Annotated in this window: 8 protein-coding genes; 6 read left to right on the top strand and 2 right to left on the bottom strand. The window is 63.3% G+C overall.

Annotated features, from left to right (window positions below; all coding sequences use genetic code 11):
• The first annotated feature begins 49 nt into the window (after nt 1–49).
• The 4 genes from treC (at nt 50) to TU80_RS12385 (ending at nt 5,981) form a co-directional block, all read left to right on the top strand.
• Complete coding sequence (treC, locus tag TU80_RS12400; protein WP_057004574.1) at nt 50–1,696, top strand: alpha,alpha-phosphotrehalase; 1,647 nt, start codon at nt 50–52, stop codon at nt 1,694–1,696.
• A gap of 111 nt (nt 1,697–1,807) precedes the next feature.
• Complete coding sequence (locus TU80_RS12395; protein ID WP_026139927.1) at nt 1,808–3,028, top strand: maltoporin; 1,221 nt, start codon at nt 1,808–1,810, stop codon at nt 3,026–3,028.
• Between the two features lie 122 nt (nt 3,029–3,150).
• On the top strand, nt 3,151–5,682 hold the full coding sequence (gene ptsP, locus TU80_RS12390) for a phosphoenolpyruvate--protein phosphotransferase (RefSeq protein ID WP_057004573.1): 2,532 nt from the start codon (nt 3,151–3,153) through the stop codon (nt 5,680–5,682).
• Between the two features lie 2 nt (nt 5,683–5,684).
• A complete protein-coding gene (locus TU80_RS12385) occupies nt 5,685–5,981 on the top strand; it encodes a PTS sugar transporter subunit IIB (RefSeq protein WP_017846155.1) in 297 nt (98 codons plus the stop codon).
• Nucleotides 5,982–6,108: 127 nt separating this feature from the next.
• Here the strand turns inward: TU80_RS12385 and mltF are convergent, their stop codons facing one another.
• Entirely contained in the window at nt 6,109–7,569 is a 1,461-nt protein-coding gene (mltF, locus tag TU80_RS12380) for a membrane-bound lytic murein transglycosylase MltF (RefSeq protein ID WP_046382191.1), read from the bottom strand.
• A 286-nt stretch (nt 7,570–7,855) separates the two neighbouring features.
• Here mltF and purL point away from each other — a divergent pair, with 286 nt between their 5' ends.
• Together purL and TU80_RS12370 are read left to right on the top strand one after the other, a co-directional pair.
• The gene (gene purL, locus TU80_RS12375) at nt 7,856–11,752 is read left to right on the top strand and encodes a phosphoribosylformylglycinamidine synthase (RefSeq protein WP_057004572.1); all 3,897 of its coding nucleotides are present in this window, start codon (nt 7,856–7,858) and stop codon (nt 11,750–11,752) included.
• Nucleotides 11,753–11,756: 4 nt separating this feature from the next.
• Nucleotides 11,757–12,068 (top strand): YqfO family protein, encoded by a 312-nt coding sequence (locus TU80_RS12370; RefSeq protein ID WP_046382193.1) that lies wholly within the window; start codon nt 11,757–11,759, stop codon nt 12,066–12,068.
• Nucleotides 12,069–12,249: 181 nt separating this feature from the next.
• Here the strand turns inward: TU80_RS12370 and nagE are convergent, their stop codons facing one another.
• On the bottom strand, nt 12,250–13,941 hold the full coding sequence (gene nagE, locus TU80_RS12365) for an N-acetylglucosamine-specific PTS transporter subunit IIBC (protein ID WP_057004571.1): 1,692 nt from the start codon (nt 13,939–13,941) through the stop codon (nt 12,250–12,252).
• Nucleotides 13,942–13,964 lie beyond the last annotated feature (23 nt).

Raw genomic sequence — 13,964 nt, 5'->3', positions numbered from 1 at the left:
CCGACGAGGCCCGAGCGGCGGGTACACAATTTTACTGAAGGAACCCACCATGCAAAACTGGCAACACTCGGTGATCTACCAGATCTACCCCAAAAGCTTTCACAGCCACGCGGGTAACGCCACCGGTGACCTGCTGGGTATCGTGGACAAACTCGACTACCTGCAATGGCTGGGCGTCGACTGCCTGTGGATCACCCCGTTCCTGCGCTCGCCGCAGCGCGACAACGGCTACGACATCAGCGACTACTACGCCATCGACCCGAGCTACGGGACCATGGCCGATTGCGACCAACTGATCAGCGAAGCGGCCAAGCGCGGCATCAAGTTGATGCTCGACATCGTGGTCAACCACACCTCCATCGAGCACGAGTGGTTCCAGCAGGCGCGCAGCAGCCTCGACAACCCGTACCGCGACTTTTACATCTGGCGCGACCAGCCGAACAACTGGGAATCCAAATTCGGCGGCTCGGCCTGGGAATACGAAGCGCAAACCGGCCAGTACTTCCTGCACCTGTTCGATCACACCCAGGCCGACCTGAATTGGGACAACCCCAAGGTGCGCGCCGAGGTGTTCAAGCTGATGCGTTTCTGGCGCGACAAAGGCGTCGGCGGTTTCCGCCTGGATGTGATCAACCTGATCTCCAAGCCCGCCGATTTCCCCGAGGACGCCAGCGACGGTCGGCGTTTCTACACCGACGGTCCGAACGTACACGCGTACCTGCAGGAAATGCACCGCGAAGTCTTCGCAGGCCATGACCTGATCAACGTCGGCGAGATGTCATCCACCAGCCTGGAACACTGCATCCGCTACTCGCGGCCGGAGTCCAAAGAACTGTCGATGACCTTCAACTTCCACCACCTGAAAGTCGACTACCCGAACCTGCAGAAGTGGGTGAAGGCCGACTTCGATTTCCTGCAGCTCAAGCAGATCTTTTCCGACTGGCAACTGGGCATGCAGGCCGGCGGCGGTTGGAACGCGCTGTTCTGGTGTAACCACGACCAGCCACGGGTGGTCTCGCGTTTTGGGGATGACGGTGAGCATCGTGTGGTCTCGGCCAAGATGCTCGCCACGGCGCTGCACTTCCTGCAGGGCACGCCGTATGTGTACCAGGGCGAGGAGTTGGGCATGACCAATCCGGGCTTCGACACGATCGAGCAGTACCGCGATGTCGAAACCCTCAACATCTACCGCCTCAAGCGCGATGCCGGTGAGTCCGAGGCGTCGAGCATGGCGGCGATCATGCAGAAGTCGCGGGACAACGGGCGCACGCCGATGCAGTGGAATGCCCGCCAGCATGCCGGTTTCAGCAGCGGCGAACCGTGGATCGGCATCCCGGCCAACGCGGCGCAGATCAACGTCGACAGCCAACGGGATGACCCGGATTCGGTGCTGCATCACTACCGCAGCCTGATCGCCCTGCGTCGCCAGGAACCGCTGATTCAAGACGGCGTTTACCGCGAACTGTTGCTGGGCCACCTCCAGGTCTGGGCCTACCTGCGCGAAGGCCATGGCGAGCGCCTGCTGGTGCTGAACAACTTCTACGGCAAACCCTGCGAAATCCAGCTGCCCGATCACGTCCTCAACGCCGCTACCCGACAACGCCTGCTGATCAGCAACTACCCCGATTGCCAGGTCAGCACGGGCCCGCTGCTGTTGCGGCCTTACGAATCCTTTGTGCTGCACCTCAAGGATTGACGGCTGGAACGTCGTTGCAACTGCCCCGCGCGACGCGAAGCAGAAGGTCAATTCCCGGTGTGGGAGCACCGGGCGCTTCACACAAACATAATAAAAATATCGGAGTACTTCATGAAAACAACAATAAAGCTGGGCCTCGTTGCATCGTGTCTGAGCCTGCCGTTCGGCGCTCAGGCTCTGGAGTTTGCCGGTTACTTGCGTAGCGGCGCGGGGACGTCGACCGGCAGTGGCAAGCAGCAATGCTTCCAACTGCCGGGCGCGCAATCCAAATACCGGTTGGGCAACGAATGCGAACAGTACGCCGAACTGGAACTGCGCCAGGACCTGCTGACCCTCGACGACGGCTCCGTGCTCAGCGTCGACGCCATGGCTTCGCTCTACAACAAGTACGACCGCGCGCTTAAATTCCAGGGCGAAGACAACGGCTCGGCGCGCATGCCGCAGATGTATGCACAGTGGTCCAACCTGCCCAGCCTCAACGGCGGCTCGCTGTGGGCGGGGCGGCGTTACTACAAGCGTAACGACATCCATATCTCCGATTTCTACTACTGGAACCAGAGCGCCACGGGCGGCGGCATCGAGGATGTGCTGATTGGCGACCTGAAATACAGCTACGCGCTTTCGCGCAAGGACAACCTGTACCAGAAGGAATACGCCACGCGTCACGACTTCAACGTGGCCGGCTTCAAGACCAACCCCGGCGGCGAGCTGGAACTGGGCTTGAGCTACATCGAAAAAGCCGGTGGGCGTGATGCCAACAGCGGTTGGGCGCTGACCGCGCAACATGTGCAAAAACCTTTCCTCGGCGGCAAGAACAAGTTCGCCCTGCAGTATGGCGAAGGTCCCGGCACCGGCCTTGGCTACACCGGCAATACGGCCCTGGATAACAGCAGCAAAAGCTACCGCGCCGTGGAGTTTTTCGACTGGCAGGTGACCCCGCGTTTCGGTGGGCAGATCGAGGCCGTGTACCAGAAAGACATTCGCCCCGGCAGCCAGGATCAGACCTGGATGTCCATCGGTGTGCGCCCGGCCTATGCCATCAGTGAGCAGTTCAAACTGGTCACCGAGCTTGGTCATGATCAGGTCGACGCCACCGGCGGTACGCGCAAACTGAGCAAATTCACCTTTGCCCCGACCTGGTCGCCCAAAGGCCCGGATTTCTGGGCGCGCCCGGAAGTGCGTCTGTACTACACCTATGCGAGCTGGAACGCAGCGGCCAAACGCGCGGCGAATGAGCTGGCGGCTGGGTCGGCGTTGTCTGACACCGGCGCCTACGGCACCGCGCGGCATGGCTCGAATGTCGGTGTGCAAGTCGAGTACTGGTGGAAGTGAATCTTCGGATGTAGACAGGCTTAAATGTGGGAGGGGACAAGCCCTTCCCACATTTGATCTTTGTCACCTCGGGATTTGTATCCACCCAATGATTTTTACAGAACAAAACAGCAGGTGAAGTCATGACCGCAACTCAACCCCTGGAATTGCTTGCGCCCTTGTCGGGCGTGCTGCTGGCACTGGACAAGGTCCCCGACCCGGTGTTCTCCAGCCGCCTGATCGGCGACGGCCTGTGCATCGACCCGACCTCGCAGACCCTCTGTGCACCGTTGGCCGGGGTGATCAGCAATATCCAGGACACTGGCCATGCGGTGAGCATCACGGCTGACAATGGCGTCCAGGTGCTGCTGCATATCGGCCTGGACACCGTGAACCTGGCGGGCAAGGGGTTCAGCCGTTTGGTCGGGGAAGGCCAGCGGGTGGAGGCCGGGCAGCCGTTGATCGAGTTCGACGCCGACTACGTAGCGCTCAATGCCCGGAGCCTGTTGACCTTGATGCTGGTGGTCAGCGGCGAGCCGTTTGCGCTGCTGGCGTCGGACAGCGGCCCGGTCACACTGGGCCAGCCGCTGGTGCGCCTGTCGCCAGGCGAGGCGGCTGAAACCGAGGACGAAGAGGAGGGCGACGCACTGTTCTCCAAACCGTTGACGTTGCCCAATGCCAACGGTTTGCACGCGCGCCCGGCGGCGGTGTTTGCCCAGGCAGCGAAGGGGTTTGACGCCAGTATCTACCTGCACAAGCAAACCCAGAGCGCCAACGCCAAGTCGCTGGTGGCGATCATGGCACTGCAAACCGTGCAGGGCGACACCTTGCAGGTGAGCGCGGCGGGAGAGGATGCCGCCGCGGCGATCAAGGCGTTGGTGGCGCTGTTGGCCGAGGGGTGCGGCGAGAGCGTCGCGGCGCCGGTCGAGGACGTCGAACCGCGTGTGTCGCTGGCGTCCACGAGCCTGCTGCGGGGCGTGTGTGCGTCGCCGGGCTCGGCGTTTGGCCAGGTGGTCCAGGTGGCAGCGCCGGCGCTGAGCATTCCCGAAACGGGCGGCGGCGAAGCACTCGAACGCGCGGCGTTGGACCGTGGCCTGCACGCCGCTACCGAGGCCTTGCAGAGCTTGCAGGCCAAGGCGGTCGGCAGTGCCCAGGCGCAGATCTTCCGCGCCCATCAGGAACTGCTCGAAGACCCGACCCTGCTGGAGCAAGCCCACGACCTGCTGGCCGTCGGCAAAAGCGCCGCCTTTGCCTGGAACAGCGCCACGCTCGCCACCGCCCAACTGTTCCAGGGCCTGGGCAATGCCCTGCTCGCCGAACGTGCGGCGGACCTGGCAGACGTCGGCCAGCGCGTGCTGAAACTGATCCTCGGCATTCACGACCGCGCCTGGGAACTGCCCGAGCGCGCGATCCTGATCGCCGAGCAACTGACGCCGTCGCAGACCGCCAGCCTCGACACGCACAAGGTGCTCGGGTTCGTCACCGTCGGCGGCGGGGCGACCAGCCACGTCGCGATCCTCGCCCGGGCGCTGGGGCTGCCGGCGATTTGCGGGGTGCCGCCGCAGGTACTGGCGTTGGCCGACGGTCGGCAGGTGTTGCTGGACGCCGACAAGGGCGAGTTGCACCTGGACCCGGACCTGGCCGAGATCGAGCAATTGCAGGCCACCCACCGGGAGCAAATAGTGCGGCGCCAACGCGACGTCGCGCAGGCACGCCTGGCGGCCATCACCCGCGATGGTCATCACGTCGAAGTCACGGCCAACGTCGCGTCGCTTCAGGAGGTCGAGCAATCCCTGAGCCTGGGCGGCGAAGGCGTGGGGCTGCTGCGGTCAGAGTTTCTGTACCTGGACCGCCATCGCGCACCGAGCCCCGAGGAGCAAGCCGGCACCTACAACGCCATCGCTCGCGCCCTGGGCCCGGAGCGCAACCTGGTGGTACGCACGTTGGATGTCGGCGGCGATAAGCCGTTGGCCTATGTGCCGATGGATGCCGAGACCAACCCGTTCCTGGGCTTGCGCGGTATTCGTTTGTGCCTGGAGCGCCCCGAGTTGTTGCGCGAACAGTTCCGCGCGATCCTCGCGAGTGCCGGGTTGACGCGGCTGCACATCATGCTGCCGATGGTCAGCCTGCTCTCGGAGCTGCGCCTGGCGCGCACGATGCTTGAAGAGGAAGCGTTGGCGCTGGGGCTCGCCGAGCTGCCGAAGCTGGGCATCATGATCGAAGTGCCGTCCGCGGCCTTGATGGCGGACGTGTTCGCGCCCCATGTGGACTTTTTCTCCATCGGCACCAACGACCTGACCCAATACACCCTGGCGATGGACCGCGATCACCCGCGCCTGGCCAGCCAGGCCGACAGCTTTCACCCTGCGGTGCTGCGTCTGATCGCCACCACCGTCAAGGCCGCCCATGCCCACGGCAAGTGGGTTGGCGTGTGCGGGGCGCTGGCGTCTGAAGCGTCGGCGGTGCCGGTGTTGATCGGGCTGGGGGTGGACGAGCTGTCGGTCAGCGTACCGCTGATCCCGACCATCAAGGCCACCGTGCGCGAGCTGGACCTGGCGGATTGCCAGATCATCGCCCATCAGGTGCTCGGCCTTGAAGAAGCCGCGCAGGTGCGTGAGGCCTTGCGCCTGTACCACGCGGCCACCGTTGAAACCTCACCTGTCGTGGAGCACTGAACATGTTCGAGAAATTGCAGCGGGCATTCTGGAAAGCCCTGACCCCGGACTTGATCGCCGAAACCGTCGCGGCGCCTGTGCCGGCGGCGGAGAACCTGTTGTCCGCCGATGTGCTGAATGCCCTCGGTGGCGCGGATAACCTCCAGTCGCAACAACGCGTGGCGCTGACGCGGGTGCGTGTGCAACTGCGGGATGCGGCGCGGGTGGATGCGGCGGCGTTAAAGGCAGCGGGAGTGTCGGGAGTGATGGTGCTGGCGGGTGGCGCGGTACATCTGCTCACCGGCCTCCAAGGCCAGTAGCGATTCAAATGTGGGAGGGGGCTTGCCCCCGATGGCGGTGGGTCAGTTATAAACAAGCTGACTGTCACACCGCTATCGGGGGCAAGCCCCCTCCCACATTGGGCGGTGGTGTTTGGGGGCTTCGGGTTTACAGCTGCGGGTTCTCTTCCGGCGGCTTGGTCTTGTTGACCCCTGGCACATGCAGGTTGCCTTCGACTACCTGGTTGCCTTCCAGCTGTGGCTGGGTCACCCAGGTGAGGATGTCGTAGTAGCGCCGGATGTTCGCCACGAAGTGTACCGGCTCGCCGCCCCGTGCATAGCCGTAGCGGGTCTTGCTGTACCACTGCTTCTGCGACAGGCGCGGCAGCATTTTCTTCACGTCCAGCCACTTGTTCGGGTTCAGGCCGTCCTTCTGCGCCAGCTTGCGTGCGTCGTCCAGATGCCCGGTGCCCACGTTGTAGGCGGCCAGGGCAAACCAGGTGCGGTCCGGCTCGGCGATATCGTCGTCCAGCTCGTCCTTGATCTTCGCCAGGTACTTGGCGCCGCCCATGATGCTTTGCTTGGCGTCCAGGCGGTTGGACACGCCCATCGCCTGGGCGGTGTTCTGGGTCAGCATCATCAGGCCGCGCACGCCGGTCTTGGAGGTGACCGCCGGTTGCCAGAGTGATTCCTGATAGCCGATGGCGGCCAACAGGCGCCAGTCGACCTTTTCTTCCTTGGCGAAGGTCTTGAAGTGTTTCTCGTACTTGGGCAGGCGCTGCTGCAAGTGCTGGGCGAAGGTGTAGGCGCCCATGTAGCCGAGTACATCGACGTGCCCGTAATAGCGATCTTTCAGGCGCTGCAAGGTGCCGTTCTTGCCGACCTTGTCCAGGTAGCTGTTGACCTCGTTGAGCAGGCTGTTGTCTTCGCCGGCGGCCACGGCCCAGCTTTGGTTGCTGGCATCGCCGAGGTCGAACGCCACGCGCACGTTGGGAAAGTACACCTGGTTCATCGCCACTTCGTTGGAGTCCACCAGGGTCAGGTCGATCTGGCCCTCGTCGACCATGCGCAGCAGGTCGACCACTTCAACGGCGTCGGATTCTTCGTATTCGATCGCAGGGTTCTGCTTTTTAAGCTCGGCCAGTTGTTCGGCGTGGGTGCTGCCCTTGAGCACGATGATCTTCTTGCCCGCCAGGTCTGCCGCGTTGGTGGGGCGCGACTGGCCGTTGCGGTAGATGATCTGCGGGGTGACTTCCAGGTAAGGGTGGGAAAAGCGCACCTGCTGCTTGCGTCGCTCGCTGCTGACCAAGCCGGCGGCGGCGAGGACCGGGCCGTTAGGTTTGCCCAACTGGCCGAACAGGTCGTCGAGGTTGTCGGCGGTCTCGATTTCCAGCTTCACCCCCAGGTCGTCGGCAAAGCGCTTGACCAGTTCGTATTCGAAACCGGTTTCACCGTTGCGGTCCTGGAAATACGTGGCCGGGCTGTTCCGGGTAATCACCCGCAATACGCCATCCTCCTTGATTCGCTCGAGCGTGCTGGGTTTATCAACACAGGCGCTGAGCATCAGGAAGAGTCCGGTGGCGATGAGCCATTTGGCGCATCGCGGGCGCAAAGCAGTTGGGGAGAACATCTGCGCAGTATACGCAAACGGCCCACGGCGCCATATCTCGACAGCGGGGGACTTGTCTGCTAGCCGCCTTGAAACTGTGCTGCAGCCCGCAGAAACGTGGCTTGGAGAGCGATTGTGACGGTTAAAATAACTGTGCCCGCCGCCCCGGATAACGCCCCGACACCGTGCAAACCCAGCCAACTGACGTTCGGCAGCGGCCAGCGTTAGTGTTTCGGGTGCCGTTGACGACGGTTTACGTTAGAATGCACGGCCTCAAAGCACACCCCTTCCCGAGGCTGTCCCGAAGATGTTGATCCTGCGCGGCGCTCCTGCCCTTTCTGCCTTTCGCCACAGCAAACTCCTTGAGCAACTGAGCCAGAAGGTTCCAGCTGTTACAGGCCTGTATGCTGAATTTGCTCATTTCGCCGACGTGACCGGCGTCTTGACCGCCGACGAACAGCAAGTGCTGGCACGCCTTCTGAAGTACGGCCCAAGCGTTCCCGTTCAAGAGCCGACTGGCCGCTTGTTCCTGGTTCTGCCGCGGTTCGGCACCATCTCGCCCTGGTCGAGCAAGGCCAGCGATATCGCCCGCAACTGCGGCCTGGAAAAAATCCAGCGCCTGGAACGCGGTATTGCCTTCTATGTCGCGGGCCAGTTCAGCGAGGCCGAAGCCGAGCTGATCGCCGGCAGCCTGCACGACCGCATGACCCAGATCATCGTCAGCCAGCTGGAACAGGCCGGTGCTCTGTTCAGCCACGCCGAGCCCAAGCCGCTGACCGCGATTGACGTGCTCGGCGGTGGCCGCGCCGCCCTCGCGAAGGCCAACACCGAGCTGGGCCTGGCCCTGGCCGAAGACGAGATCGATTATCTGGTCAACGCCTTCAACGGCTTGAAGCGCAACCCGCACGACATCGAACTGATGATGTTCGCCCAGGCCAACTCCGAGCACTGCCGTCACAAGATCTTCAACGCCAGTTGGGACATCGACGGCGAAAGCCAGGAAAAAAGCCTGTTCGGCATGATCAAGAACACCTACGTGATGCACAGCGAAGGCGTTCTGTCGGCTTATAAGGACAACGCTTCGGTCATCGTCGGCAGCGTCGCCGGTCGTTTCTTCCCGGACCCTGAAACCCGCCAGTACGGCGCGGTGCGGGAACCGGTACACATCCTGATGAAAGTCGAGACCCACAACCACCCGACCGCAATTGCCCCGTTCCCGGGCGCAGCCACCGGTTCCGGCGGCGAGATCCGCGACGAAGGTGCCACCGGCCGTGGCGCCAAGCCCAAGGCCGGGCTGACCGGTTTTACCGTGTCCAACCTGCAGATCCCGGGCTTCGAACAGCCGTGGGAAGTGCCCTACGGCAAGCCGGAGCGCATCGTCACCGCGCTGGACATCATGATCGAAGGCCCGCTGGGCGGCGCCGCGTTCAACAACGAATTCGGCCGTCCGGCGCTGACCGGTTATTTCCGTACCTTCGAACAGTCCATCACCACCCCGCGTGGCGACGAAGTGCGCGGTTACCACAAGCCGATCATGTTGGCCGGCGGCATGGGCAACATCCGTGAAGAACACGTCAAGAAAGGCGAGATCCTGGTCGGCTCCAAGCTGATCGTGCTCGGCGGCCCGGCGATGCTGATCGGCCTGGGCGGCGGCGCGGCTTCCTCCATGGCCACCGGCACCAGCTCGGCAGACCTGGACTTCGCTTCGGTACAGCGCGAAAACCCAGAGATGGAGCGCCGCTGCCAGGAAGTCATCGACCGTTGCTGGCAGTTGGGTGACAAGAACCCGATCAGCTTCATCCACGACGTCGGCGCCGGCGGTTTGTCCAACGCCTTCCCGGAACTGGTCAACGATGGCGAGCGTGGCGGCCGTTTCGAACTGCGCAACATTCCAAACGACGAGCCGGGCATGGCCCCGCACGAAATCTGGAGCAACGAGTCCCAGGAACGCTACGTCCTGGCCGTCGGTCCTGAAGACTTCGCGCGCTTCCAGGCCATCTGCGAACGCGAGCGTTGCCCGTTTGCCGTGGTCGGCGAAGCCACTGCCGAGCCGCAACTGACGGTCACCGACAGCCACTTCGGCAACAGCCCGGTGGACATGCCGCTCGAAGTGCTGCTGGGCAAAGCCCCGCGCATGCACCGCTCGGCGGTACGTGAAACCGAGCTGGGCGATGACTTCGACCCAAGCACACTGGAATTGGCCGACAGCATCGAACGCGTGCTGCACCACCCAGCGGTCGCGAGCAAAAGTTTCCTGATCACCATCGGCGACCGCACCATCACCGGCCTGGTTGCCCGTGACCAAATGGTCGGCCCATGGCAAGTGCCGGTGGCCGACGTTGCCGTCACCGCCACCAGCTTCGACGTCTACACCGGTGAAGCCATGGCCATGGGCGAACGCACGCCGCTGGCCCTGTTGGACGCTCCGGCGTCGGGCCGCATGGCCATTGGTGAAACCCTCACCAACATCGCCGCGTCCCGTATCGGCAAGCTGTCCGACATCAAGTTGTCGGCCAACTGGATGTCCGCTGCCGGTCACCCCGGCGAAGACGCGCGCCTGTACGACACCGTCAAGGCTGTCGGCATGGAGCTGTGCCCTGAACTGGGGATCACCATTCCGGTGGGCAAGGACTCCATGTCCATGGCCACCCGCTGGAACGACGAAGGCGTGGACAAGAGCGTCACCTCGCCACTGTCGTTGATCGTCACCGGTTTCGCGCCGGTCACCGACATCCGCCAGACCCTGACCCCGCAACTGCGCATGGACAAGGGCACCACCGATCTGATCCTGATCGACCTGGGCCGTGGCCAGAACCGCATGGGCGCCTCGATCCTCGCGCAAACCCATGGCAAGCTCGGCAAACACGCGCCGGACGTCGATGACGCCGAAGACCTGAAAGCCTTCTTCGCCGTGATCCAGGGCCTCAACGCCGACGGCCACCTGCTGGCCTACCACGACCGTTCCGACGGTGGTCTGTTGACCAGCGTGGTCGAGATGGCCTTCGCCGGTCACTGCGGCTTGAACCTGGTGCTCGACAGCGTTGCCGAGGACGCCTCTGAACTCAACGGCATCCTGTTCAACGAAGAGCTGGGTGCGGTGATCCAGGTGCGCCAGGACGCGACGCCAAACGTATTGGCACAGTTCAGCGCCGCCGGCCTGGGCGATTGCGTGGCCGTGATCGGCCAGCCGATCAACAACGGTCAGATCGACATCGTCTTCAACGGCGATACCGTGTTCGAAGGCCAGCGCCGTCTGCTGCAACGCCAGTGGGCCGAGACCAGCTACCAGATCCAGCGCCTGCGCGATAACGCCGACTGCGCCGAGCAGGAATTCGACGTGATCCTGGAAGAAGACAACCCGGGCCTGAGCACCAAGCTCAGCTTCGACGTCAACCAGGACATCGCCGCGCCGTACATCAAGAAAGGCATTCGCCCACAGGTTGCCGTACTGCGCGAGCAGGGCGTCAACGGCCAGGTGGAAATGGCGGCCGCGTTCGACCGCGCCGGCTTCAATGCGATCGACGTACACATGAGCGACATCCTCGCCGGTCGCGTCGACCTCAACGAGTTCAAAGGCCTGGTGGCCTGCGGCGGTTTCTCCTACGGCGACGTGCTGGGTGCCGGTGAAGGCTGGGCCAAGTCGGCCCTGTTCAACAGCCGTGCCCGCGACGCGTTCCAGGGCTTCTTCGAACGCAACGACAGCTTCACCCTGGGTGTGTGCAACGGTTGCCAGATGATGTCCAACCTCCACGAACTGATCCCGGGCAGCGAGTTCTGGCCGCACTTCGTGCGTAACCGTTCCGAGCAGTTCGAAGCTCGTGTCGCCATGGTGCAGGTGCAGGAGTCCAACTCGATCTTCCTGCAAGGCATGGCCGGTTCGCGTATGCCAATCGCCATCGCCCACGGTGAAGGCCATGCCGAGTTCGCCAGCGAAGAAGCCTTGCTCGAAGCCGATGTATCCGGTTGCGTCGCCATGCGTTTCGTCGACAACCACGGCAAGGTCACCGAAAGCTACCCGGCCAACCCGAACGGTTCGCCGCGCGGGATCACCGGCCTTACCAGCCGCGACGGTCGCGTCACCATCATGATGCCGCACCCGGAGCGTGTATTCCGCGCCGTGCAGAACTCGTGGCGCCCGGAAGAGTGGAACGAAGACGGCGCGTGGATGCGGATGTTCCGCAACGCGCGCGTGTGGGTGAACTAAAGCGGTGTACAAGCTCAGCTTCTTCGTGCCCGGCAGCCATGTGGAGGCGGTGAAAGCTGCCGTCTTCGCAGCTGGCGGCGGGCGCATCGGCGACTACGACAGCTGCGCCTGGCAAGTGCTGGGCCAGGGCCAATTCCGCGCGTTGGACGGCAGCCAGCCGTTTCTCGGGCAAGTTGGCCAGGTTGAAGTGGTTGAAGAGTGGAAGGTTGAGCTGGTGGTGGCGGATGAGCTGATCGTGGCTGTTGTGGCTGCGTTGAAGCAGAGCCATCCCTATGAGACACCGGCGTATGAGGTGTGGCGGTTGGCGGATTTCTGATTCGTTGATTGCATGAACGAGAAACCCGCTGGGCCAGTTTGGTCAGTGGGTTTTTTGTTGGCTGTAAGGGCCTCATCGCGGGCAAGCCCGCTCCCACATTTACCCGCATTCCAGCGTTGGAACTCGGGCAAATGTGGGAGGGGGCTTGCCCGCGATGAGGCCAGAACAACCACTACCTCTCTTAAACCCTGGCGCCGACCTCATGGCCGCTGACCAGTCGCTCCAATACCTCACCCAAACCCGAGGCCTTGTCACCAATCAGCAGGTGCCAAACACCGCTATCAAGTTGGCTGATGCCTTGGCAACCAAGCGCCGTCAGTTGAGCCTCGGACACCACCGAATCATCCCCCAGCTCCACCCGCAACCGGGTCATCGCCACCGCTTCCAGCTGGCGCACATTCCCCCGGCCGCCCAATGCACTCAACCATTGCTCGGCTTCCTGCACATTGACCGCGACCGGTTTATCCACCGGCGCGCCCGCCACAAACGCTGGCATCGCCAGGCGAATCTCATCGGCAATGCTGTCGGCCATCGGCCCGACCACCACCTGCAAACTGCCGCCGTTGCCCGGCCGCACCACGGCCATCGCGCCGAGGGCTTTCAACTGTGCATCCACCGCTTTGTTGCGGTCGACCATGTCCAGGCGCAGGCGCGTGGTGCAAGCCCCGACGCTGAGCAGGTTGTCCGCCCCTCCCAGCGCGTGGATGTAAGCCGTGGCGCGCTGGTTATCGCTCATCGCTTCGGCCTGCGCTACCGGGATATCTTCGCGGCCCGGTGTCTTCAGGTTGAAGCGGCGGATGCAGTAGCTGAACACGCTGTAGTAAATCGCCGCATAAGCCAGGCCGACCGGTACGACCAGCCAACCGTTGGTGGACTTGCCCCAGCCCAGCACCATGTCGATAAAGCCGCCGGAGAAAGTAAACCCGAGGTGGATATCCAGCAGGTTGGTGACCGCCATCGACAGCCCGGTCAGCAGCGCATGCAGCAGGTACAGGAACGGCGCGAGGAACATGAAGGCGAATTCGATCGGCTCGGTCACGCCGGTCAGGAACGAGGTCAGCGCCATCGACAGGAAAATCCCGCCCATCACTTTGCGTCGTTCCGGCAGGGCATTGCGGTACATCGCCAGGCACGCGGCGGGCAGGCCGAACAGCATCACCGGGAACATGCCGGTCATGAACTGGCCACCTTTCGGGTCGCCAGCGAAGTAGCGGGTCAGGTCGCCGGTCACCACCGCGCCGGTCACCGGGTCGGTAAAGCTGCCGAACACGAACCACGCCATGTTGTTGAGGATATGGTGCAGGCCGGTGACGATCAGCAGGCGGTTGAACACGCCAAACACGAAGGCCCCCAGGCTGCCGCTTTCCATCAGCAACACGCCGAAGCTGTTGATGCCGTGCTGGATCGGCGGCCAGATCAGGCCAAAGATCACGCCCAGGCCGACCGCGCTGAACCCGGTGACAATCGGCACGAATCGCCGCCCGCCGAAGAACGCCAGGTACTCCGGCAGCTTGATGTCCTTGAAGCGGTTATACAGCCCGCCCGCCATCAGGCCGCTGGCGATCCCGGCGAGCATGCCCATGTTGATGGTCGAGTCCATCACCTTGAGCGTCGAGATCATCACCAGGTAGCCGATGGCCCCGGCCAAACCGGCCGTGCCGTTATTGTCGCGGGCAAAGCCCACGGCGATGCCGATGGCGAAGATCAGCGCAAGGTTGGCGAAGATCGCCTGCCCGGCGTCGTGCATCACCGCGATGTTGAGCAGGTCGGTGTCGCCCAGGCGCAGCAGCAGGCCGGCGATCGGCAGGATCGCGATCGGCAGCATCAGCGCACGGCCCAGGCGTTGCAGGCCTTCGATAAGGTGTTGGTACATGGCGTGTCTCCCTTTTCTTGTTG

Origin of the sequence: Pseudomonas veronii (assembly GCF_001439695.1) — a bacterium.
Lineage (GTDB): Bacteria > Pseudomonadota > Gammaproteobacteria > Pseudomonadales > Pseudomonadaceae > Aquipseudomonas > Aquipseudomonas veronii.
This window is presented reverse-complemented; position numbering and strand designations above follow the sequence as displayed.

Excerpts from the sequence above, each read along its gene's own strand:
- treC (WP_057004574.1), top strand. The coding sequence starts at position 50 with ATGCAAAACTGGCAACACTCGGTGATCTACCAGATCTACCCCAAAAGC.
- ptsP (WP_057004573.1), top strand. The coding sequence starts at position 3,151 with ATGACCGCAACTCAACCCCTGGAATTGCTTGCGCCCTTGTCGGGCGTG.
- TU80_RS12395 (WP_026139927.1), top strand. The coding sequence starts at position 1,808 with ATGAAAACAACAATAAAGCTGGGCCTCGTTGCATCGTGTCTGAGCCTG.
- mltF (WP_046382191.1), bottom strand. The coding sequence starts at position 7,569 with ATGTTCTCCCCAACTGCTTTGCGCCCGCGATGCGCCAAATGGCTCATC.
- TU80_RS12385 (WP_017846155.1), top strand. The coding sequence starts at position 5,685 with ATGTTCGAGAAATTGCAGCGGGCATTCTGGAAAGCCCTGACCCCGGAC.
- purL (WP_057004572.1), top strand. The coding sequence starts at position 7,856 with ATGTTGATCCTGCGCGGCGCTCCTGCCCTTTCTGCCTTTCGCCACAGC.
- nagE (WP_057004571.1), bottom strand. The coding sequence starts at position 13,941 with ATGTACCAACACCTTATCGAAGGCCTGCAACGCCTGGGCCGTGCGCTG.